General features: G+C 38.9%; 19 protein-coding genes. 18 read left to right on the top strand and 1 reads right to left on the bottom strand.

Going from position 1 to position 22,626, the window contains the following annotated elements:
• The first annotated feature begins 4 nt into the window (after nt 1-4).
• The 14 genes from MHI22_RS13055 (at nt 5) to MHI22_RS12990 (ending at nt 17,095) form a co-directional block, all read left to right on the top strand.
• Nucleotides 5-694: a heptaprenylglyceryl phosphate synthase gene (locus tag MHI22_RS13055; RefSeq protein ID WP_340812175.1), complete on the top strand. Its 690-nt coding sequence runs from the start codon at nt 5-7 to the stop codon at nt 692-694.
• Nucleotides 695-726: 32 nt separating this feature from the next.
• The gene (gene pcrA, locus MHI22_RS13050; RefSeq protein WP_036123463.1) at nt 727-2,979 is read left to right on the top strand and encodes a DNA helicase PcrA; all 2,253 of its coding nucleotides are present in this window, start codon (nt 727-729) and stop codon (nt 2,977-2,979) included.
• A gap of 14 nt (nt 2,980-2,993) precedes the next feature.
• Complete coding sequence (gene ligA / locus MHI22_RS13045) at nt 2,994-4,997, top strand: NAD-dependent DNA ligase LigA (protein ID WP_340812173.1); 2,004 nt, start codon at nt 2,994-2,996, stop codon at nt 4,995-4,997.
• Between the two features lie 110 nt (nt 4,998-5,107).
• On the top strand, nt 5,108-6,247 hold the full coding sequence (locus MHI22_RS13040) for a CamS family sex pheromone protein (RefSeq protein WP_340812171.1): 1,140 nt from the start codon (nt 5,108-5,110) through the stop codon (nt 6,245-6,247).
• A gap of 232 nt (nt 6,248-6,479) precedes the next feature.
• Nucleotides 6,480-6,767: an Asp-tRNA(Asn)/Glu-tRNA(Gln) amidotransferase subunit GatC gene (gene gatC, locus MHI22_RS13035; protein ID WP_004225708.1), complete on the top strand. Its 288-nt coding sequence runs from the start codon at nt 6,480-6,482 to the stop codon at nt 6,765-6,767.
• A gap of 24 nt (nt 6,768-6,791) precedes the next feature.
• On the top strand, nt 6,792-8,255 hold the full coding sequence (gene gatA / locus MHI22_RS13030) for an Asp-tRNA(Asn)/Glu-tRNA(Gln) amidotransferase subunit GatA (protein WP_058844195.1): 1,464 nt from the start codon (nt 6,792-6,794) through the stop codon (nt 8,253-8,255).
• 1 nt (nt 8,256) lies between these two features.
• Nucleotides 8,257-9,684, top strand: coding sequence for an Asp-tRNA(Asn)/Glu-tRNA(Gln) amidotransferase subunit GatB (gene gatB / locus MHI22_RS13025; RefSeq protein WP_036123454.1), 1,428 nt, complete (start codon nt 8,257-8,259; stop codon nt 9,682-9,684).
• 157 nt (nt 9,685-9,841) lie between these two features.
• A complete protein-coding gene (locus tag MHI22_RS13020; protein WP_036123452.1) occupies nt 9,842-10,405 on the top strand; it encodes a thioredoxin family protein in 564 nt (187 codons plus the stop codon).
• A gap of 73 nt (nt 10,406-10,478) precedes the next feature.
• On the top strand, nt 10,479-11,393 hold the full coding sequence (locus MHI22_RS13015) for a diacylglycerol kinase (protein WP_036123451.1): 915 nt from the start codon (nt 10,479-10,481) through the stop codon (nt 11,391-11,393).
• Between the two features lie 555 nt (nt 11,394-11,948).
• Nucleotides 11,949-13,295, top strand: coding sequence for a cytochrome ubiquinol oxidase subunit I (locus MHI22_RS13010; RefSeq protein WP_101966913.1), 1,347 nt, complete (start codon nt 11,949-11,951; stop codon nt 13,293-13,295).
• The gene (locus tag MHI22_RS13005; RefSeq protein ID WP_036123446.1) at nt 13,292-14,317 is read left to right on the top strand and encodes a cytochrome d ubiquinol oxidase subunit II; all 1,026 of its coding nucleotides are present in this window, start codon (nt 13,292-13,294) and stop codon (nt 14,315-14,317) included. The genes MHI22_RS13010 and MHI22_RS13005 overlap by 4 nt, the downstream gene beginning before the upstream one ends.
• Before the next feature lie 14 nt (nt 14,318-14,331).
• Nucleotides 14,332-14,454 carry a cytochrome bd oxidase small subunit CydS gene (gene cydS, locus MHI22_RS13000; protein WP_004225690.1) on the top strand — a complete coding sequence of 41 codons (123 nt, stop codon included), beginning with the start codon at nt 14,332-14,334 and terminating at the stop codon, nt 14,452-14,454.
• Between the two features lie 109 nt (nt 14,455-14,563).
• Nucleotides 14,564-15,931 (top strand): 23S rRNA (uracil(1939)-C(5))-methyltransferase RlmD, encoded by a 1,368-nt coding sequence (gene rlmD, locus MHI22_RS12995; RefSeq protein WP_340812716.1) that lies wholly within the window; start codon nt 14,564-14,566, stop codon nt 15,929-15,931.
• 195 nt (nt 15,932-16,126) lie between these two features.
• Nucleotides 16,127-17,095: a tRNA dihydrouridine synthase gene (locus MHI22_RS12990; protein ID WP_340812168.1), complete on the top strand. Its 969-nt coding sequence runs from the start codon at nt 16,127-16,129 to the stop codon at nt 17,093-17,095.
• A gap of 143 nt (nt 17,096-17,238) precedes the next feature.
• Here the strand turns inward: MHI22_RS12990 and MHI22_RS12985 are convergent, their stop codons facing one another.
• Complete coding sequence (locus MHI22_RS12985) at nt 17,239-17,418, bottom strand: hypothetical protein (protein WP_101966915.1); 180 nt, start codon at nt 17,416-17,418, stop codon at nt 17,239-17,241.
• A gap of 332 nt (nt 17,419-17,750) precedes the next feature.
• Here MHI22_RS12985 and MHI22_RS12980 point away from each other — a divergent pair, with 332 nt between their 5' ends.
• From MHI22_RS12980 to glpK, 4 genes are all read left to right on the top strand, one after another.
• On the top strand, nt 17,751-19,394 hold the full coding sequence (locus MHI22_RS12980; RefSeq protein ID WP_340812166.1) for a glycerol-3-phosphate dehydrogenase/oxidase: 1,644 nt from the start codon (nt 17,751-17,753) through the stop codon (nt 19,392-19,394).
• A 67-nt stretch (nt 19,395-19,461) separates the two neighbouring features.
• Complete coding sequence (locus MHI22_RS12975; protein WP_036123424.1) at nt 19,462-20,019, top strand: glycerol-3-phosphate responsive antiterminator; 558 nt, start codon at nt 19,462-19,464, stop codon at nt 20,017-20,019.
• 162 nt (nt 20,020-20,181) lie between these two features.
• On the top strand, nt 20,182-20,985 hold the full coding sequence (locus MHI22_RS12970) for an MIP/aquaporin family protein (RefSeq protein ID WP_036123422.1): 804 nt from the start codon (nt 20,182-20,184) through the stop codon (nt 20,983-20,985).
• Nucleotides 20,986-21,004: 19 nt separating this feature from the next.
• Nucleotides 21,005-22,501 carry a glycerol kinase GlpK gene (gene glpK / locus MHI22_RS12965; protein ID WP_340812164.1) on the top strand — a complete coding sequence of 499 codons (1,497 nt, stop codon included), beginning with the start codon at nt 21,005-21,007 and terminating at the stop codon, nt 22,499-22,501.
• The last annotated feature ends 125 nt before the right edge of the window (nt 22,502-22,626 follow it).

Genomic DNA, 22,626 nt, shown 5'->3' with positions numbered 1-22,626 from the left:
TTAAATGGATTATTTAGAATGGAGACATGTGTTCAAGCTAGATCCAGCTAAGGACATTTCAGATGAGGCACTAGAAAAAATTTGTGAGTCAGGCACAGATGTCATTTTAGTAGGTGGTACGGATGATGTGACATTAGATGGCGTATTAGATTTGCTTGTTCGTGTACGTCGTTTTGAGGTACCAATAGCGCTTGAAATTTCTACAATTGATGCGGTAACTCCAGGATATGATTATTATTTTATTCCAACGGTATTAAATAGTGATGATCCAAAATGGATTAAAAATTTACATCATGAGGCCATAAAAGAGTACGGAGATATCATGGTGTGGGAAGAGTTGGTAGCAGAAGGATATTGTATTTTAAATCCTGATTGTAAAGTAGCACAAGTAACAGGTGCGAAAACGGATTTAACGATTGACGATGTAGTGGCCTATGCACGCATGGCGGAAAATTTCTTTAAATTGCCTGTATTTTATGTCGAGTACAGCGGGATGTATGGGGATCTAGAGGTAGTTCGCGCAGTGAAAAACGAGCTGAAACATACGAAGCTCTTTTATGGTGGAGGCATAACATCTGCAAAGCAAGCGAAGGAAATGGCACAGTTTGCAGATACGGTAGTAGTTGGAAATATTATATATGATGATTTAAAAGCTGCACTTGCGACTGTTAAGGCTGTTAAAAATACGTTATAATTTTAGAACAAATGTTTGTAAGGCGGTGCAAAATGGAACAGTTAACAAAAAATTTACTAGCAGGAATGAATCCTGAACAGGAAAGAGCGGTCAAAACAACTGATGGACCGTTACTTATTATGGCAGGTGCTGGGTCAGGAAAAACACGTGTTTTAACACATCGTATTGCTTATTTAGTGATAGAAAAGGAAGTATATCCATCAAAGATTTTGGCGATTACGTTTACGAATAAAGCAGCACGAGAAATGCGCGAGCGTATTGATGGCGTTCTAGGGAATGGTACCGGCGATAGTATGTGGGTTTCTACTTTCCACTCAATGTGTGTAAGAATTTTACGTCGTAATATCGATCAACTAGGCATATCTCGTAATTTCTCCATTTTAGATTCCACTGATCAGCTATCAGTCATCAAAAATGTGATGAAGGATGAGAATATTGACCCTAAACGTTTTGAGCCGAGAGCGATTTTAAATGCGATTAGTGCAGCGAAAAATGAATGTATTACTGCTGACGATTACGCTGGACAAATGAACGATAAAAACCCTTATGAACAAACCGTTGCACGTGTCTATAAAGGCTATGAAAAAAGACTACGTCGCAATCAATCGCTCGATTTTGATGATTTGATTATGACGACGATTACATTGTTTAAACGTGTGCCTGAAGTGCTCGAATACTATCAAAATAAATTTCAATATATTCATGTAGATGAGTACCAAGATACGAATAAATCTCAATATTTACTTGTACAGTTACTGGCAAAGAAATTTAAAAATATTTGTGTTGTAGGGGACTCCGATCAGTCCATCTATCGATGGCGTGGTGCTGACATTGGCAATATCCTATCTTTTGAAAAGGATTATCCTAACGCCAAGGTCATAATGCTTGAGCAGAATTATCGTTCTACTAAACGCATCCTACAGGCGGCAAATGACGTCATTCAAAATAATACAACACGTTACCCAAAAGAACTGCGCACAGAAAATGCAGAGGGTGAAAAAATTGCCTTATATAAAGCTTATAATGAGCAAGAAGAAGCGCAATTTGTTGTACAAACGATTCAGCAATTAATTGAAAAAGAAAATCGTTCATTTGATGACTTTGCTATTTTATATCGTACGAATGCTCAATCACGTGTGATGGAGGAAGTACTTGTTAAATCCAATATGGCCTATCAAATAGTGGGCGGAACAAAGTTCTATGATCGAAAAGAGATTAAAGACTTACTAGCTTATTTACGACTGATTGCCAATAATGATGATGATTTATCACTGGCACGTATTATTAATGAGCCGAAGCGTAGTATTGGAGCTACATCCTTTGAAAAAATGGCACGCTATGCGATTGATCAGGATCGTTCCATTTTTGATGCGATGAATGATCTTGTATTCATGGGTCTAACTGGGAAAGCAGCAAATTCAGCTGAGCAATTTTATGCAATGATTAAAGGCTTTACAGAGATGCAGGATTATTTATCTGTTACTGAAATTGTGGAGCAAGTCATCGATAAATCAGGCTACCGTACAATGCTGCAAAATGAAAAAACAATTGAAGCAGAAAGTCGTCTAGAGAATATTGAAGAGTTTTTATCTGTCACAAAGGCTTTTGAGGAGCGCAGTGATGATAAAAGCTTAATTGCTTTTTTAACAGATTTAGCTCTTATTGCTGATATTGATGCACTAGATAAAGAAGATGCTTCTAAGGGCAATATTATTTTAATGACGATGCATGCCGCTAAAGGCTTAGAATTCCCTATTGTCTTTATTATCGGTATGGAGGAAAATATATTCCCACATTCACGCTCTTTAGACGATCAAGATGAGATGGAAGAGGAACGCCGTCTTATGTATGTTGGCGTGACACGAGCTGAGGAACGTCTCTATTTAACATGTGCACAAAGCCGAACAATTTTTGGTCGTTCAAGCTTTAATAACGCCTCCCGATTCTTAGGTGAAATTTCAGAAGACATTACAGAGTCCATTTCTAAGGCAGGTGCAGAATCAAAGCTACCGTTTGCCACTAATAATCGTTCAACAGCTGGCTATCAAAAGCGCACGCTTGGTGCTATTCAACAAACACAGCCTGCTACAGCTCGTTTACAAGCAACGGGTGGAGATCAATTTGGCTGGAAGGCTGGAGATAAGGCGATTCATAAAAAATGGGGAACGGGTATGGTAGTCAGTGTAAAAGGTGAAGGTGATAGTACAGAGCTTGATATCGCCTTTCCACAACCAATTGGCATAAAACGATTACTAGCTCAATTTGCACCGATTGAAAAAGCGTAAGCGGAGGAACATAAATGAACGAAATAGAACAGCGTGTAGCGGAGTTAAATAAAATATTGCATGAATATGGTCACGCCTATTATGTGTTAGATAATCCTGTTGTAGCTGATAGTGTATACGATCAATTATTACATGAACTGATCGCATTAGAGGAAGCAAATCCATCACTCATTTATCCCGATTCTCCTACACAGCGTGTTGGTGGAGCAGTGGTTGAGGGCTTTAAAAAAGTAACACATGATTATCCAATGCTTAGTCTTTCAAATGCTTTTAATGAAGCAGATTTACGAGAGTTCGATCGTAAAGTACGTCAGGCAATTGGAGACCAATTTTCTTATGTATGTGAGCTGAAAATAGATGGTTTGGCTATTTCATTGAAATATGAAAATGGCGTGTTTGTACAAGGGGCAACAAGAGGAGATGGTGTTGTAGGCGAAGATATTACAGCCAATTTAAAGACAATCCGAGCGATCCCACTACGTTTAAAAGATCCTGTGACAATCGAAGTACGTGGTGAGGCGTACATGCCAAAAAAATCATTTGAAAAATTAAATACGCAACGTGCTGACAATGGAGAAGAATTATTTGCTAACCCGCGTAATGCGGCTGCTGGCTCACTACGTCAGTTAGACCCAAAAATTGCGGCAAGTCGTCAATTATCAACTTTTATCTATGCTATTGGTGGAGATGGTGAGTTATATGGTATTGATGGGCATGCGGAAATGCTTGATTATTTAGAGGGTCTTGGTTTCCCTTCGAACAAAGAGCGTCAGCGTTGCTCGACAATTGAAGAGGTCATGGCCTTTATAGAGCATTGGACAGAAAACCGTCCGAATTTAGCTTACGAAATTGATGGTATCGTTATCAAAGTAGATCGGTATGCTCAACAAGATGAGCTAGGCTACACTGCCAAAAGTCCACGCTGGGCCATTGCCTACAAATTTCCAGCAGAGGAAGTTGTCACAACATTACTTACTATTGATTTAACAGTAGGACGTACAGGTGTAGTAACACCAACGGCTATTTTAACGCCAGTACAAGTAGCAGGGACGACGGTACAACGTGCATCATTGCACAATGAAGATTTAATTCGAGAGAAGGATATTCGCCTTGGAGATACAGTCATTATTCGAAAAGCTGGTGATATCATTCCTCAAGTGGTAGGTGTGCTAATAGAGCAACGTCCAGAGGATTCAGTCCCTTATGTCATGCCAAAAAATTGCCCTGTTTGTGATAGTGAATTGATTCGTATTGAAGGTGAAGTAGCTCTACGCTGTGTAAATCCTGCCTGCTTTGCTCAAATTGCGGAAAGCATAAAATACTTTGTTTCTCGCAATGCGATGAATATTGATGGACTTGGAGATAAAGTAGTAGAGCAATTATTGCGTGCAGATTTAATACATGATGTATCTGATTTATATCATTTAACAGTTGAGCAACTTGTAGAACTAGAACGTATGGGCGAAAAATCTGCAACTAATTTAGTGAATGCCATTCAAGCCTCAAAGGAAAACTCAATGGAACGTTTATTAATAGGTTTAGGTATACGTCATGTTGGTGAAAAGGCAGCTAAAATCGTATCAGAGCAATTTGGTTCGATGGAAGCAGTAATGGCAGCAACAGAGGAACAGCTAGTAGCGATTTATGAAATTGGCGATAAAATGGCTTCTTCGTTAGTAGAGTATTTCTCCAATGAAGATGCACGTGCAGTCATTGAGCGTCTTGCTGAGGCAGGTGTGAATATGACGTATAAAGGTAAAAAAGTAGAAGTGGCTATAGGTGATAGTCCCTTTGCAGGTAAAACAATTGTTTTAACTGGTAAACTTGAGCAATTGACACGCAACGAAGCAAAGGCGAAAATAGAAGAGTTAGGTGGTACTGTCACAGGCAGTGTCAGCAAAAAAACAGACCTTGTGATCGCAGGAGCAGATGCAGGCTCTAAACTGACAAAGGCTGAGCAATTAGGTATCGAAGTTTGGAATGAAGACAACTTAATTGAACAACTTAACCTCATCTAATAAGTGCATGACAGCATATCTTTCTCACAGGGAGAATGCGAAACGATTACATCATGGCGTCGAGTGATTCTTCGACCTAAAACTGACTATTAGTAAAGGAGCACTAAATAATGAAGTCTTTTCGACTCATTCCAGCAATCGTAGCTGCTGCAATGCTAGTCGGCTGTGTACCTTCTGACAAGAAGGAAACAGAGCTTACACAGGAAACGCAACAGAAAGAAAAAGCTGAAACAACAATTATCCCAAGCATACAAATTGATGAATCCTATTATAAGACGCTTATTCCTTATAAAGAGAGTGCAAGCAGAGGTCTTGTTGTGTCTAATATTTATACGAAATATGATATGAAGGAAGTTGAATCTGGTTTAATGCGTCTATCTCAAAATGAGTTTGACACGGAAAACTATTACTTCCAAGAAGGTCAATATTTAGCTGAAAGTACGGTGAGCTCTTGGCTTGCCCGTAGTTCACAAACAGAAGATGGTTTAAATCCGCCGACCACAGACACAATGACACCAGAAGAACGGGCAACGAAGGCTCCCGTTTATTTATCCCACATTGTAGAGCAAAATTACTTAATAAAAACGAATGATAATAAAGTGAAATTAGGCGGAATTTCAATAGGTCTTGCCTTAAACTCTATTTATTATTACCAAAAAGAACAGTATGGCGAATATTACGAAAAACCAATTTCAGAAGCTGAACTTGTTGAGCAAGGCAAAAAAATGGCCGCTGAAATTGTTTCCCGTTTACGTACACGTGAAGAGTTAAAAGATGTACCAATTGTTGTTGGTTTGTTTAAGCAGCAAGCTCGCAATCAAATTATTCCAGGGTCATATTTTAGCTATGGTATAGCAAAAGCTGGACAGAACAGTATTGCAGAGTGGGAAGGTATCGATGAAAATTATGTCTTGTTCCCAACTGATGATTCACAGGATGTTTACCGAGATGTCAGCAATAACTTCAAAATTTTTAAGCAAGACGTTGATAAATATTTCTCGAATTATACAAGTGTGATTGGAACAGGCTTCTATCGTAATAAGCAAATACAAAATCTTTCGATTGAAATTCCAATCCAATTTTTCGGTAAAGCAGAAATAATAGGCTTTACGCAATATTTGACGGGTATTCTAATCAATCAATTTGATAATATTCATGTTGAGGTGAGCGTTACTTCTATAAATGGCCCAGAGGCATTAATCATTAAGAAGGCCAATGATAAGGACCCTTACGTGCATGTCTATGATTAATATAGTCAGCCTTTGTGCTGGCTATATTTTTATGTAGATGGCTAGAATTAGAGGGACACAATAGGTAGATAGAGACAACACTTTGTTATAGTAGTGAAAGTTTCTATATTTTTAGTGAAAGTTGTGATTTTTAATATGAAAAATGTTATGATTATTGGCATGGTTAACTTTATTCAACCCTATTGTTATCAATAAAAACAATGAATTGAACCAGTATTCGGAGGTGTGAAAAATGGCTAAATTAACAAAAGAAGAAGTAAAGCACGTGGCAAATTTAGCACGTCTTGCTATTACAGAAGAAGAAGCAGAGAAATTTGCTGAACAGCTTGGAAAAATTACAGACTTTGCGGAGCAGTTAAATGAGCTAGATACAACGAATGTTGAACCAACAACTCACGTTTTACCACTAGTGAATGTAATGCGTGAAGACGTAGCTGTAAAAGGTTTAGACCGTGAAGTAATGATGTTAAACGTAAAAGAACAAGAAGATGGTCAAGTAAAAGTACCAGCTATCATGTAATACTAAAACATAGGAGGATTCCTCATGACGTTATTTGAACGTTCAGCTAAGGAGTTACAAGCGGAAATGAAAGCAGGTAACTTATCAATCGCTGACTTAACGAAAGAAGCATACGAGCGTATTGCAAAGCTTGACAGCGATGTACAAGCATTCCTTGCTTCAAACGAAGAAAAAGCAACTGCACAAGCTGCTGAAATGGATAAAGTCCCATTTGAAGAGCGTGGACCACTGTTTGGTCTTCCAATCGGTGTGAAAGACAACATCGTAACAGAAGGTTTAGAAACAACTTGTGCCTCTAAAATTCTAGAAGGCTTTATGCCAATTTATGATGCCACTGTTGTCAATAAGTTACGTGAAGCTGGCATGATTACAGTTGGTAAATTAAACATGGACGAGTTTGCAATGGGTTCTTCTAACGAAAACTCATACTATAAAACAACAAAAAATCCATGGAACTTAAACCACGTACCAGGGGGATCTTCAGGTGCATCTGCAGCAGCAGTAGCAGCAGGTGAAGTACCATTCTCTCTTGGTTCAGATACAGGTGGTTCAATCCGTCAACCAGCAGCTTACTGTGGTGTTGTAGGGATGAAGCCTACATATGGTCGTGTATCTCGTTTTGGTCTAGTTGCATTTGCCTCTTCTTTAGATCAAATTGGACCAATTACACGCAACGTTGAAGATAATGCGCTATTATTAGAAGCCATCGCAGGCTTAGATCCAAATGATTCTACATCGGCAAACGTAGAGGTACCAAATTACGCTGCAGCGCTTACTGGTGATGTAAAAGGCTTACGTATTGCTGTACCAAAGGAATTCCTTGGTGAAGGTGTTGGCGAGGCAGCACGTCAATCAGTGCTTACTGCATTAGAGGTATTAAAAGGCCTAGGTGCTACTGTAGAAGAAGTATCACTTCCTCATTCAAAATATGCACTTGCTGCATACTATATCCTTTCTTCATCTGAAGCGTCTTCTAACTTATCTCGTTTCGATGGTATCCGTTATGGTTTCCGTGCAGAAAATGTTACAAATTTGATGGACCTTTATAAAGAAACACGTGCACAAGGTTTTGGTGATGAAGTAAAACGCCGCATCATGCTTGGAACTTACTCACTAAGTGCCGGCACGTATGATGCGTATTATAAAAAAGCGCAACAAGCACGTACACTTATCAAAGCAGACTACGACAAAGTATTTGAAGACTTTGATGTTATCATTGGGCCTACATCCCCAACACCAGCATTTAAAATTGGTGAAAACGTCGATGATCCGATGACAATGTATGCGAACGATATTTTAACAATCCCGATGAACTTAGCTGGAGTACCTGCTATTTCAATTCCATGTGGCTTTGAAAACGGACTACCACTTGGTTTACAAATTATTGGTAAATACTTCGATGAAGCAACTATTTACCGTGTAGCTCATGCTTTTGAACAAGCAACAGAGTTCCATAAACAAGTTCCTCAAATGTGGGAGGGAAAATAACATGAACTTTGAAACAGTCATTGGTTTAGAAGTACACGTTGAGTTGAAAACAAACTCAAAAATCTTCTCACCAGCACCAGCTCATTTTGGTGCTGAACCAAATACAAATACAACAGTAATTGATTTAGGGTACCCTGGTGTCCTACCAGTCCTTAACAAAAATGTAGTAGATTTCGCAATGCGTGCTGCACTTGCACTTAATATGGAAATCGAACAAGAAACAAAATTTGACCGTAAAAACTACTTCTATCCAGATAATCCGAAAGCTTATCAAATTTCACAATTTGATAAACCAATCGGTAAAAACGGCTGGATCGATATTGAAGTAGACGGCTATACAAAACGTATCGGTATTACACGTCTTCATATGGAAGAAGATGCTGGTAAACTTTCACATGCTGGGGATCACTCATTAGTTGACTTTAACCGTCAAGGTACACCACTTGTTGAGATTGTTTCTGAGCCAGACATTCGTACACCAAACGAAGCATATGCTTACCTAGAAAAATTAAAATCAATTATTCAATATACAGACGTATCTGATTGTAAGATGGAAGAAGGCTCATTACGTTGTGATGCCAACATTTCTCTTCGTCCGTATGGTCAAGAAGAATTTGGCACAAAAACGGAGCTTAAAAACCTGAACTCCTTCAACTATGTTCGTCGTGGTTTAGAGCATGAGGAATTACGTCAAGCAGATGTATTATTATCAGGCGGTATTATTGAGCAAGAAACACGTCGTTTCGATGAAAAAACAGGTAAAACAATTTTAATGCGTGTGAAAGAGGGAACAGATGATTACCGTTACTTCCCAGAGCCAGACTTAGTTCGTCTTTCGATTGATGATGCATGGCTAGAGAGAGTGAAATCAGAAATTCCTGAGCTTCCAGATGCTCGTAAAAAACGTTATGTAGAAGAATTAGGCTTAACACCATATGATGCAGGAGTTCTTGTTATTTCTAAAGAAATCTCAGACTTCTTCGAGGCAATGATTGTGAACGGTGCAGATGCGAAACTTTCTGCTAACTGGCTAATGGGTGATGTTTCAGCTTACTTAAATGCGGAACAAAAAGACCTTAAAGATACTGCACTAACACCAGAAAACCTTGCTGAGATGGTGAAATTGATCACTGACGGAACAATTTCTTCTAAGATCGGTAAAAAAGTATTTGCTGAATTAGTAGAAAACGGTGGTTCTGCACAGGATATTGTGAAGGCGAAAGGTTTAGTTCAAATTTCCGATGAAGGTGCACTACTAGCCATCGTAACAGAAGTTTTAGATAACAATGCACAATCTATCGAAGACTTTAAAAATGGTAAAGATCGTGCGATTGGCTTCTTAGTTGGTCAAATTATGAAGGCAACAAAAGGTCAAGCCAACCCTCCAATGGTTAATAAATTATTACAACAAGAAATTGCCAAACGATAATACTCGTTGTAACATAATAGCCGAGAGAGCTTTATTGCTCCCTCGGCTATTAATTTTCAAAAATGTAACTAATTTGCAATTTATAACACTTAATAGTTGTTTAAAAAGAGTATTCATAGCAAAATATAGAATAGACAATAATAAGGGGGACGAGCCAATGAAAACTGAACAACAATATTTTCAAGAAGCTATTTCGATACAACAATATATGGAGAACATGACGACGTTGAAAGAAGAGAGCTTCCGTATTTATGATGGTTTTGAAGTGCCAACAAACGATGGCTTCATCGAATTACTAAAAGATAAGCAGCCAAAAATTTTAACTATTACAGAAGATTGGTGCGGAGACGCTATGTTAAACAATCCTATTATTCGTCGTGTTGCTGAAGCGGCAGGGTTAGAAATGCGTACCGTTTTTCGCGATGCTGATACAGAGTTAATTGATCGTTATTTAACAAACGGTGGTCGTGCTATCCCGATTTATCTGTTGTTAGATGATGCAGGTGAGGTTGTAGGAAAATGGGGACCACGTGCGCCTGAATTACAAGAGTTAGTCGTAACGAAACGAGCGAGTTTACCAGATAAAGAAGATCCAACATTTGAAGAAGCTCAAAAAGCTCTTTATGCAGAAATTCGAGAGGAAAATATCTCGAACTCAACTTACTGGACGTATGTCTATGAGGACTTCAAAAAACAGGTAACAAACGCATTACAAAAATAACAAGAGCATTGCAACATTTCAACGTAGAATTTCGTTGAATGAAATAGAATCTTATGAAGCAGGAAGGTATGTTATGAAACGAGCAAGAATCATTTATAATCCTACATCTGGACGCGAAGTATTTAAGAAACATCTACCAGAGGTGTTGGAAAAACTAGAGGTAGCAGGCTATGAGACATCCTGTCATGCAACAACATGTGAGGGAGATGCAACGCTTGCAGCAAAAAATGCGGTAGAGCGTGGTTTTGATATCATCATCGCAGTTGGTGGAGATGGCACATTAAATGAAGTTGTTTCAGGTGTAAGTCCATTTGAAAACCGTCCGAAAGTTGGTCTAATTCCGATGGGCACTACAAATGATTTTGCCCGTGCTGTGCATATTCCTCGAAATATTGATGAGGCTGTAGACATTATAATTCAAGGCGACACATTACCAGTGGACGTGGGTCTCTTAAATGGCGAACGCTATTTCATTAATATTGCTGCTGGGGGACGCATTACAGAACTCACTTATGAAGTACCAAGTAAAATGAAAACAATGCTTGGTCAGTTAGCCTATTATGTAAAGGCAGTAGAAATGATTCCATCCATCAAAGCTTCCCATATGCGTATTGAATATGATGGCGAAGTATTTGATGGGGACGCCATGATGTTCCTATGTGGTTTAACGAATTCAGTAGGTGGCTTTGAAAAACTTGCCCCTGATGCGAGTATTAATGATGGTTACTTTACAGTAATAGTACTGAAAAAAGTAAGCCTTCCAGAGTTTATTCAACTAGCTGCTATGGCATTACGAGGCGAACATTTAAATGACGATCGTGTCATTTATAAAAAAGCCAGCGTTGTCAAAGTCACGACTGAAAACGAAGTCCATCTTAACCTAGATGGCGAATATGGCGGAGACGCACCGGCTACATTTGAAAATCTGAAGCGTCACATTGAAATCTTTGTCCCACTTGCAGATATTCGAGAAGAAGACCGTATTTAATCAATCCAAAAAGCTCATCCTATTTTAGTTGGATGAGCTTTTTGGATTCTATCTGATCGTACTTATAAAAGTAAGGGATCTGCATATTAGGAAGTCCCCTAAAGAGAAAAGCTTCACCACTCCCAAAAATATCTACCCCCCCCACACTCCCAAAGTTAACCTTCCCAATAGAAGCCGAAAACCAGAACTGTGCCACATAAGAATCTCTGAAAACCTACTTAATCCGATTGCTTGCTTTATTAAATTGGAATGGACTAAATTATACAATTTCATCTTTAGAACTTAGATTGTGAATGAATTTAGAAAAATGTTTGGCAAATGTGCGTATATTAGTTGAACAAAATTTGAAACCTTAATAATAGCCTGAAATTTCGGTCCGTTATTAAGGTTTTATTCGTTGTAATAGTGGAAAATGGGGGTATGGATAAGGGAAAGGAAGTGTTGCCTTTGTATAAGTCACAAGAAAAGAAACTTATATGGATAAGTTTTGGTGTTGCAATTATTATGCTACTTTCCATTCTTGGAAGAATATTTGGAAGTTAGGGGGGCAATGAGATGATTAATGAATCAGCAGTCTTTTGGAGTCGAGCATTAACGGAGTTAACATTATCGTTCCATATTATTTATGCAACGATTGGTGTAGGTGTCCCGTTGATGATTATGATTGCTCAATGGACTGGGTATAAAAAGAATGATGAGCATTATATCTTAATGGCGAGACGTTGGGCGCGTGGTTTTGTTATTACTGTGGCCGTAGGTGTTGTAACAGGAACTGCCATTGGCTTACAGCTTTCATTATTGTGGCCTAACTTTATGCAACTTGCTGGTCAAACGATTGCATTACCATTGTTTATGGAAACGTTTGCATTTTTCTTTGAAGCTATATTTTTAGGGATCTATTTATATACATGGGACCGCTTTGATAGTCAGAAAAAACATATGCTACTATTAATTCCTGTCGCTGTTGGAGCGTCGATGTCAGCGGTCTTCATTACAATTGTTAATGCTTTTATGAATGCACCACAAGGATTTGATATTGTAGACGGAGAACTTGTCAATATTCAACCTTTTTTAGCGATGTTTAACCCAGCCATGCCGACAAAGGTAGCGCATGTACTTGTGACAGCGTATATGACATCAGCATTTGTACTAGCAGCTATTGCGGGATACAGAATGTTAAAAGGCTCTAAGCATGTATACCATAAAAAATCCTTGCTTTTACTTATGAAAATTGGCTTAATTTTCTCCATAGCTGCTGCTGTAATTGGAGATTTTTCAGGAAAATACTTAGCTGAATATCAACCCGAAAAACTAGCCGCTGCAGAATGGCATTTTGAAACAGAGGGTAAAGCATCGCTTGTATTATTTGGTGTATTAGATGGAGAAGAAGTAAAATACGCCATTAAAATTCCGTATGCTTTGAGCATTCTTGCACATTTTAATCCTAACGCAGAGGTAATTGGCTTAGATCAATTTGCGGAGGAGGATTTACCACCACTCTATATTCATTATCTCTTTGATATTATGGTGTCCATTGGTATGTTTATGGTGCTAGTTTCATTACTTTATGTTGTAGGGAAAGCACGGGGCTGGCAATTTATTCATTCGCGATGGTATAGATGGATTATTGTTGCGGGAGGACCTCTGTCAATCATTGCCATCGAAGCAGGTTGGTGGCTTGCGGAAGTTGGACGTCAACCATGGATACTGTATGGTCTAATGCGCACACCGGAGGGAGCTACTACGAGTGACCATGTGGATTTAATGATGCTATTGTTCGCAGGTGTTTATGCAGTTTTAGCAGTAGGAAGTATTGTCGTCTTGGTTCGAATGTTTAAAAAGAATCCAATCGAGCGTGAAATTGAAGATCGCCACTCTGAAAAAGGCGGTGACATCCTATGACGTTAGAGGTATTAGGTATTTCCGTATTATGGATTTTTCTATTTGGCTATGTCATTGTCGCATCCATTGATTTTGGTGCAGGCTTCTTCAACGCTTATAGCCTACTAATTGGTAAAAATCATATTTTAACAAATATTATCAAACGTTATTTATCGCCTGTCTGGGAAGTAACCAATGTCTTTTTAGTATTCTTCTTCGTAGGGATCGTTGGATTTTTCCCACAAACTGCTTTTTATTACGGAACGATTTTACTTGTGCCAGTCAGTATTTCGCTTGTACTGTTAGCAATTCGTGGCTCCTACTATGCCTTTGAATCGTACGGCACGCGAGGACATATAGGGTATACGCTGACATACGGTGTGGCAGGTTTATTAATTCCCGCTTCCTTATCTGTTGTTTTTGCCATTGCTGGTGGAGGCTATGTTGATCTGATTGATGGGCAACCTGTGCTAAACTACTGGACTTTATATACAAGTCCATTTGCTTGGAGCATTGTGGTACTGAGCATCGCTGCTGTGCTGTATATTTCAGCCGTATTTTTAACGTGGTATGCTCATAAAGCAAATGACGTAGAAGCGACTAAACTGATGCGAAAATATGCACTTGTTTGGGCAGCACCGTTAATGATTAGTGCACTGGGCATTATGTATGAAATGAAATCCATTAACCCAGAAAGTTATAGTCACATGGTGAATTTATGGTGGATGTTTGCGATTTCAGCTGTCTTATTTATTATTACAGTCATGCTCATTGCCATGCGTAAAAAGTACGGACTTGCAGTTGGGCTTCTTATTGCTCAATTTGCTGTAGCCTTCTTTGCATATGGGATAGCACAATATCCATACTTACTGTATCCGTATTTAACAATTTATGATAGTTTTACAAGCACACAAATGGCGGTTGCTTTAGTCATCGCATTTATTTTAGGGCTGTGCCTTCTTCTTCCTTCACTCTATTTATTGATGAAACTATTCTTGTTCAATAAAAACTATGTGACAGGAAAAGAAGACAATCACGCATAGGAGGAAATCAAGGTATGCAAAGTTTCTTAATTTTTTATGCACCTTTTATTGTCGTCATTCTTGGGATCTTGTGTGCATTTTGGTGGGCACCAAGGGATTATCATATTACAAAAGAGCAAGAAAAGAGTCGCGAATAGCGGCTCTTTTTTCAAGTTAGTGAGGAGAACAATATAACGGGCAAGTCTTGTTCTTTTTTCATTCGCCAACACATGCTACAATAAGGAGATTGAAATGGAGGATGTACGAATGTCAGCACCCGTGAAAAAAAATGATCGACTTTCAGTTTATATAGAAGATTTAACACATGATGGCAATGGCGTCGCAAAGGTTGATGGCTACCCACTATTTATACAAGGCGCACTTCCGAACGAAACAGCTGAAATACATGTGATGAAAACCTTGAAAAATTATGGCTTTGCAAAAGTTGTAGATATTATTAAGCCATCTTCAGATCGAGTAGTAGCACCCTGTGATTATTTCAAGCAATGTGGCGGCTGTCAACTACAGCATTTATCCTATGAGGGGCAGTTAAAGTGGAAAGAAAATATGGTGCGCAATGTGATGCAGCGCATTGGTAAAATTAATGCACCTGTTCTTCCTGTAAAAGGAATGGAAGAGCCTTGGCATTACCGTAATAAAGCGCAAATCCCCTTCTCTGTAAATGAAGAAGGACAAGCGATTGCAGGTTTTTATAAAACAAAAACGCATAGCATTGTAGATATGGATCGTTGCTTAATTCAAACAGGAGAAGCGGACGCCATTCTTGCAGGCTTGAAAAAGGAATTAACGGCGATAGGAATTCGCCCTTACAATGAGCATACACACGAAGGAATGCTGCGACACGTTGTCATTCGTAAAGCACGAGCAACAGGTGAGGTCATGGTTGTCCTTGTAACAAAAAAGAAAAAGTTCCCACAAAAAGAGGCAGCCGTTGCAGTGATTCAAAGATTAGTTCCGAACGTTACGTCGATTATGCAAAATGTGAATAATGAAAAAACCAATGTGATTTTTGGTGATGATACCATCAATCTTTGGGGCAAGGACATCATTATTGATACAATTGGCAATGTACGTTTTGAGATTTCAGCTCGTTCCTTCTATCAAGTCAACCCAGAGCAAACAGAGGTCCTCTATAAACAAGCATTGGATTATGCTGACTTGCAGGGGGATGAACGCGTCATTGATGCGTATTGTGGCATTGGTACCATCTCTTTATTCCTGGCACAAAAAGCAAAGGCAGTCATGGGCGTGGAGATTGTCCCACAAGCAATTGAAGATGCTAAACGCAACGCAGTACTCAATGGTTTTACCAATACTTATTTTGAGGCTGGCCCAGCAGAGGAAGTTATACCGAGATGGTATAAGGAGGGCAAGGAAGCAGACGTACTAGTAGTCGATCCACCACGCAAAGGCTGCGACGAAGCACTTCTAACTACCATTTTAGAGCAACAACCAAAGCGAGTGGTCTATGTCTCCTGCAACCCAGCTACACTAGCACGCGACCTTCGTATTTTGGAGGATGGCGGCTATCAAACACAGGAAATTCAGCCAGTAGACATGTTCCCGCATTCGACGCATTGTGAAGCAGTTGCTTGGCTAACGTTAGTAGAGTAGAAAAGCAGATGGTGTAGAGAAATCTATACTATCTGCTTTCTATTTAGACAATTACCATTTAAGAACGATTTTCGATATAATAAACGTGACTGATTTTCAAAAAGTTATTGGGCATGATATAAATGTAAAATTGAGCTTTATATTTTGGACTGAAAGTATAGAGTTTTATTCATAGTGAGAGGATTTGGGTTTAACATGATAGATAATTTTTGGCGTGATTTACCACGACCATTTTTTGTGCTGGCACCAATGGAAGATGTGACAGATGTTGTTTTTCGACATGTAGTAAATGAAGCGGGTCGGCCGGATGTATTTTTTACAGAGTTTACAAATTCGGATAGCTATTGTCATCCAGAGGGACAGAAAAGTGTACGTGGCCGTTTGACTTTTACAGAAGATGAGCAGCCAATGGTGGCACATATTTGGGGGGATAATCCCGACTATTTCCGTCAAATGAGTATTGGTATGGCAGAGCTCGGTTTTAAAGGCATTGATATTAATATGGGTTGCCCTGTACCGAATGTGGCATCAAGAGGAAAAGGGAGTGGCCTTATTCTCCGTCCAGATGTCGCGGCAGAATTGATTCAAGCAGCAAAAGCGGGTGGATTGCCTGTCAGTGTGAAAACCCGTCTTGGCTACAAGGAGATAAATGAGTGGGAGGAGTGGCTAACACATATTTTACAACAAGATATAGCGAACCTTTCGATTCATCTACGAACAAGAAAGGAAATGAGCTTAGTAGATGCGCATTGGGAGCTTATTCCGGAAATCAAAAAATTACGTGACCGTATTGCACCAAATACGCTACTAACAATCAATGGAGATATTCCTGACCGTCAAACGGGACTGCAGCTAGCTGAACAATATGGTATTGATGGCGTGATGATTGGGCGAGGTATTTTTAAAAATCCGTTTGCTTTTGAAAAAGAGCCAAAAGAGCATAGCAGTAAAGAGTATCTTGATCTTTTAAGACTGCAGCTCGATCTGCAAGATCAATATGCGGAAGTACTACCACGTTCCATCACAGGGCTTCACCGCTTTTTCAAAATTTATGTCAAAGGATTCCGTGGGGCTGGTGAATTAAGAAGCCAATTGATGAACACGAAATCAACAGATGAAGTGCGTGTATTGCTAGATAACTTTGAAGCAAATAATATGGAGTGACCTGTAAGCTGGTAAGAATGGAGCATAATTCATAAAAAGCAAGAGTAAGCAATATCCACTCCTTACTCTTGCTTTTTTTCTGGTATAAAGGCTACAAATGAATCTTCCTATTTATTTAAACCTTTATAAGCAAACAGCATTTTTTAGACAAAATCAAATACATCACCAATCAATCTCCCTATGCCTCTAAGTAACCAGAAAAGGACTCTAAAAGGCAAGAGAATGAGTTCAGGTATCCAAACGAGTATATCAAAAATGAAATCTAAAAATGTATAACCGCTGTGGTACTTCTTGCCTTTTCTTCTTTGCCACCAATCCTTCATAAATTCTCAATCCTTTTTAACCGTTACAATTTTTTAATATATTTACGATCAAATGTTTATTAAGTTTCAAATGAACAGTAGAGGCTATCATCTTTTGCTAAAAAACGTTTTTGTTTAGGCATGTGTAGCTACTTTCGTAGCGCATATTTCTTCACATAACAGTATACTGCTAAAACATAAACTTGCCTTTTTCGAATGTGCATATTACAATAAAAAGTAAGTTAATAGCAGGTTTGAGTAACTGAGAGACCATTGAAAACGTATGTACCTAGCGTACATATGCTTTTGATGGTCTTTTTTTATCTTTAAAATGATGAGGGAGGAAATAAAATATGAGTACAGCTTCTGCGATACAACGACAACAAACAATGGAGGAACTACAAGGCAGGGAGTATGATTTATTAGTAATTGGTGGGGGCATTACAGGATGTGGTATTGCACTAGATGCTATTGCTCGCGGTCTTTCTGTAGCATTAGTGGAAATGCAGGATTTTGCAGCAGGTACCTCTAGCCGTTCGACAAAATTAGTACATGGGGGTTTACGCTATTTAAAGCAATTTGAAATAAAAGAGGTAGCAGAGTTAGGAAAGGAACGTGCCATTGTTTATGAAAATGGTCCACATGTGACAACACCTGTTTGGATGCTGTTACCTTTTCATAAGGGCGGGACATTTGGAAAATACTCTACAAATCTTGGCTTGCGTGTCTATGATTTTTTAGCAGGAGTCAGACGTGCTGAGCGTCGTTATATGTTAAATGCAGTTGAAACCGTTGAGAAGGAGCCATTAGTGAAGACAAAGGGATTACTTGGTGGTGGTATGTATGTGGAATACCGTACGGATGATGCTCGTTTAACGATTGAGGTAGCGAAGGCAGCGATTGAAAAAGGTGCAACATTAATTAATTATATGAAAGCCGAAAACTTCTTATATAATGAACAGCGAAAAATCAATGGCATTGTAGCAAAGGATATAATAACAGATCGTACAATCGATATTCGTGCAAAGGCAGTGGTTAATGCTGCTGGTCCGTGGGTGGATGATGTGCGCACAATTGAAGGGAAGCAGGCAGGTAAGCATTTAATTTTATCAAAAGGTGTGCATATTGTTTTTGATGAATCAAAATTCCCATTAAAACAAGCTGTTTATTTTGATACACCTGATGGTCGCATGGTGTTTGCCATTCCTCGTCAAGGTAAGACCTATGTAGGAACAACAGATACATTTTATGAGGGCGATGCTCGTAATATGGATATTTATCAAGAGGATCGCGATTATATAATGAACGCGATTCGTTATATGTTCCCAAATGTAAAGGTGACAGATGCGGATATTGAATCAAGCTGGGCAGGTGTGCGTCCGTTGATTCATGAGGACGGAAAAAATCCGTCTGAAATTTCTCGTAAGGATGAAGTGTGGGTATCACCATCAGGACTTGTAACAATTGCAGGTGGGAAATTAACAGGCTACCGTAAAATGGCTGAAACGGTATTAAATACGATTGCACAGGAACTAGAGCAACAATTTGGCATTCAATCTTCTCCATGTACAACAAAAAAAATACCAATTTCTGGTGGTGACATTGGCGGTTCAAAGAAATTATATGCCTTCTTACATGACCATACAAGATTAGGCAAAAAATTAGGCTTATCCGAAGAAGAGGCTAAATTTTTAACACAGCATTATGGTAGCAATGTAGATATTGTCTTTAACTATGTTACGGAAGGACATCCAGTTTTACCATCATGGCTGTATGCACAATTAATGTATGGTATTCATCATGAATTGGTCGTTCATCCGAATGACTTTATGGTTCGCCGTACAGGATATATGTTCTTCCAAATGGCCATTGTTAAACAATATAAAGAGGCTATTTTAGATGAAATGGCTAAGCAACTCAACTGGACAGCACAGCAACGTACACAATATGAAGAAGATGTTAAGAAAGAAATAAAACGAGCGACAATTGCGCTATAATGAGGTAGTTACTCTCATAATATAAGGTGAGCATTTACCCTGTATTATAAGGGAAGGAGAGAATGGTATGCATTTTGATAATCAACAGGTAATTCCTGCAGCGCGTACTGTTAAGCAGTTTGACGAAATAATAGCAAGTCCATTCACTTATATTGTCCTCTTGGAGGTGCATATTAGCTTATTGATGTCTTTAAAGCGTGAGGCACATCGGCATGGAAAAAAATTAATTATTCATGCTGATTTAATTCATGGCTTAAAAACGGATAATTTTGCAGCGGACTTTTTATGTAATGATGTTCGTCCCGCTGGTATTATTTCAACTCGTTCCAATATGCTAATGAAAGCCAAAGCTCGTGGAATTATGGCTATTCAACGTGTGTTTTTGATTGATACGATTGCTCTTGAAAAAAGTTATTCGATGATTGAAACAGCACAGCCTGATTATATTGAGCTATTACCAGGCATTATTCCGTCTATGATTCAAGAAATCTATGAGCGGACACAAATCCCTGTTATTACAGGTGGCTTAGTGCGTACAGTGGACAATATTGAAGAAGCGTTAACTGGGGGCGCTATCGCCGTTACAACATCTAATAAGAAATTATGGGAAAATTTCAATAAATAGTTGACTCTGTATGTTTTTTTCTCTAAAATGAACTTAAGTTCATAAGCGCGTGGTTAGGAAAAGGAACCCACATTTGTTCATCTACATGTTTTAATGTAGTTTGATTAAATGTGGGTTCCTTTTTGTTTTCTATGGGCTATTATCACAAAGGGGGACTTCACTATGTCTACGTTTACAGCTGAGCTGGTCGGCACAATGATTCTTATTTTATTTGGTGGCGGCGTTGTAGCTGGTACTGTGCTAAACAAATCGAAAGGCTTTGGTGGTGGATGGATTGTTATTACCTTTGCATGGGGACTTGCTGTTGCAATGGCAGCCTATGCAGTAGGGGGAATTAGCGGTGCTCATCTAAATCCTGCACTAACCATTGCTCTTGCCACGATTGGCAATTTCCCATGGGGAGATGTACCAGCATATATTGCAGCACAAATGATTGGTGCATTTTTAGGAGCAACGCTTGTTTACTTTATGTATTTACCACATTGGCAGGCAACAGCAGATGCAGATACAAAATTAGCGCCATTTTCCACAATGCCAGCTATTAAGCATCCTTTATCAAATCTACTATCTGAAATGATAGGAACATTTATTTTAGTATTAGGCATTTTAGCGTTAGGTACAAATACGATTACAGATGGTTTAAATCCATTTTTAGTTGGTCTATTAATTATTGTGATTGGGATGGCTTTAGGTGGCCCAACAGGCTATGCGATTAACCCTGCCCGCGATTTGGGTCCACGTATTGCCCATTTTATTTTGCCGATTTCAGGAAAAGGTGATTCTGGTTGGGGATATGCATGGATACCAGTTGTAGGTCCAATTATTGGTGGTACATTTGGTGCATTGTTTTTCCAACAAATATTTGAAGGGAAAAATAGTATAGCATTTTGGATTGTTGCAGTGATTGTTGTTACTATTTTCATAGGGGCACAATTAACTGTCAAGAATGTTCAAGTTGAAGACTAATTTATTTGGAGGGATTTCTATGTCAGAAAAAAAATATATTTTAGCGTTAGACCAAGGCACAACAAGTTCAAGAGCTATTCTATTTGATGAAAAGGGTAAAATTGTACACACTGCCCAACAAGAATTCCAACAACATTTTCCACAAGCAGGCTGGGTAGAGCATCATGCAGAGGAAATTTGGTCATCTATCCTATCTTGTATTGCAACCGTGTTATCAGAAAAAGGAGTGGATTCAAGCCAAATTGCAGGGATTGGGATTACAAACCAACGCGAAACAACCGTAGTGTGGGATAAAAATACTGGTAAACCTGTTTATAACGCAATTGTTTGGCAATCACGTCAAACGAATGATATTTGTGAGCAACTAAAGGAAAGCGGTTACAATGATTTATTCCGTGATAAAACAGGCTTATTAATCGATGCTTACTTCTCTGGCACAAAAGTGAAGTGGATTTTAGATCATGTTGAGGGAGCACGTGAAAAAGCTGAGGCAGGAGAATTGCTATTCGGTACAATTGATACATGGCTCATTTGGAAGTTATCGGGTGGGAAAGTACATGTAACAGATTATTCAAATGCTTCTCGTACATTGATGTATAATATCCATGAGTTACAGTGGGATGAAGAACTTTTAGAAATTTTAACTGTTCCTGCCTCTATGCTGCCAGAAGTACGTCCTTCTTCTGAAATTTATGGCTATACAGAGGAGGCTTTATTCTTTGGCTCTGCTGTCCCAATTGCGGGTGCTGCTGGTGACCAACAAGCAGCATTATTCGGTCAGGCATGTTTTGAAGAAGGAATGGTCAAGAACACATATGGCACAGGCTGCTTTATGTTAATGAACACAGGCGAAAAGGCAGTGAAGTCAAATAATGGATTATTGACAACATTAGCTTGGGGCTTAGATGGTAAAGTAACGTATGCTTTAGAGGGCAGTATTTTTGTAGCAGGCTCAGCGATTCAATGGCTACGTGATGGTTTGCGTATGTTCCGTAATGCGAGTGAATCAGAGCAATATGCGACGCGTGTGGAGTCAACAGATGGAGTTTATGTTGTCCCAGCATTTGTTGGTTTAGGCACACCGTATTGGGATTCTGATGTACGAGGAGCTGTCTTTGGCTTAACACGTGGGACATCGAAGGAACATTTTGTACGTGCGACACTAGAATCATTAGCTTATCAAACAAAGGATGTATTAGCAGCGATGGAAGCAGATGCTAATATTCCGTTAGCAAAATTGCGTGTAGATGGCGGAGCTGTGGCAAATAATTTCTTAATGCAATTCCAAGCAGATTTATTAAATGTCCCTGTTGATCGCCCAGTTATCAATGAAACAACAGCTTTAGGTGCTGCCTATTTAGCAGGCTTAGCAGTTGGCTATTGGCATTCAACAGAGGAGATCGGTAAGTATTGGAATTTAGATCGTCAATTTACACCAAATATGAGTGACGAGTATCGTGACAATATTTATGCAGGCTGGAAAAAGGCTGTTGCCGCAGCGCAAGTATTTAAGTAAGCAAACCATTTGAGAGGCTGGGGTATAACTAGCTTCAATTAATGAGAAATCCGAATTCGGATTTCTCTATTTTTTATGTTGTCTCCAGATAGCTCGTAACGAATGTCCAATGAGTCCTCAAATTT

It is taken from the genome of Lysinibacillus sp. FSL L8-0312 (assembly GCF_038003285.1).
Classification (GTDB): Bacteria; Bacillota; Bacilli; order Bacillales_A; family Planococcaceae; genus Lysinibacillus; species Lysinibacillus fusiformis_D.
This window is presented reverse-complemented; position numbering and strand designations above follow the sequence as displayed.

Coding starts and splice junctions, on each gene's coding strand:
- MHI22_RS13055 (WP_340812175.1), top strand. CDS start 5: ATGGATTATTTAGAATGGAGACATGTGTTCAAGCTAGATCCAGCTAAG.
- pcrA (WP_036123463.1), top strand. CDS start 727: ATGGAACAGTTAACAAAAAATTTACTAGCAGGAATGAATCCTGAACAG.
- ligA (WP_340812173.1), top strand. CDS start 2,994: ATGAACGAAATAGAACAGCGTGTAGCGGAGTTAAATAAAATATTGCAT.
- MHI22_RS13040 (WP_340812171.1), top strand. CDS start 5,108: ATGAAGTCTTTTCGACTCATTCCAGCAATCGTAGCTGCTGCAATGCTA.
- gatC (WP_004225708.1), top strand. CDS start 6,480: ATGGCTAAATTAACAAAAGAAGAAGTAAAGCACGTGGCAAATTTAGCA.
- gatA (WP_058844195.1), top strand. CDS start 6,792: ATGACGTTATTTGAACGTTCAGCTAAGGAGTTACAAGCGGAAATGAAA.
- gatB (WP_036123454.1), top strand. CDS start 8,257: ATGAACTTTGAAACAGTCATTGGTTTAGAAGTACACGTTGAGTTGAAA.
- MHI22_RS13020 (WP_036123452.1), top strand. CDS start 9,842: ATGAAAACTGAACAACAATATTTTCAAGAAGCTATTTCGATACAACAA.
- MHI22_RS13015 (WP_036123451.1), top strand. CDS start 10,479: ATGAAACGAGCAAGAATCATTTATAATCCTACATCTGGACGCGAAGTA.
- MHI22_RS13010 (WP_101966913.1), top strand. CDS start 11,949: ATGATTAATGAATCAGCAGTCTTTTGGAGTCGAGCATTAACGGAGTTA.
- MHI22_RS13005 (WP_036123446.1), top strand. CDS start 13,292: ATGACGTTAGAGGTATTAGGTATTTCCGTATTATGGATTTTTCTATTT.
- cydS (WP_004225690.1), top strand. CDS start 14,332: ATGCAAAGTTTCTTAATTTTTTATGCACCTTTTATTGTCGTCATTCTT.
- rlmD (WP_340812716.1), top strand. CDS start 14,564: ATGTCAGCACCCGTGAAAAAAAATGATCGACTTTCAGTTTATATAGAA.
- MHI22_RS12990 (WP_340812168.1), top strand. CDS start 16,127: ATGATAGATAATTTTTGGCGTGATTTACCACGACCATTTTTTGTGCTG.
- MHI22_RS12985 (WP_101966915.1), bottom strand. CDS start 17,418: ATGAAGGATTGGTGGCAAAGAAGAAAAGGCAAGAAGTACCACAGCGGT.
- MHI22_RS12980 (WP_340812166.1), top strand. CDS start 17,751: ATGAGTACAGCTTCTGCGATACAACGACAACAAACAATGGAGGAACTA.
- MHI22_RS12975 (WP_036123424.1), top strand. CDS start 19,462: ATGCATTTTGATAATCAACAGGTAATTCCTGCAGCGCGTACTGTTAAG.
- MHI22_RS12970 (WP_036123422.1), top strand. CDS start 20,182: ATGTCTACGTTTACAGCTGAGCTGGTCGGCACAATGATTCTTATTTTA.
- glpK (WP_340812164.1), top strand. CDS start 21,005: ATGTCAGAAAAAAAATATATTTTAGCGTTAGACCAAGGCACAACAAGT.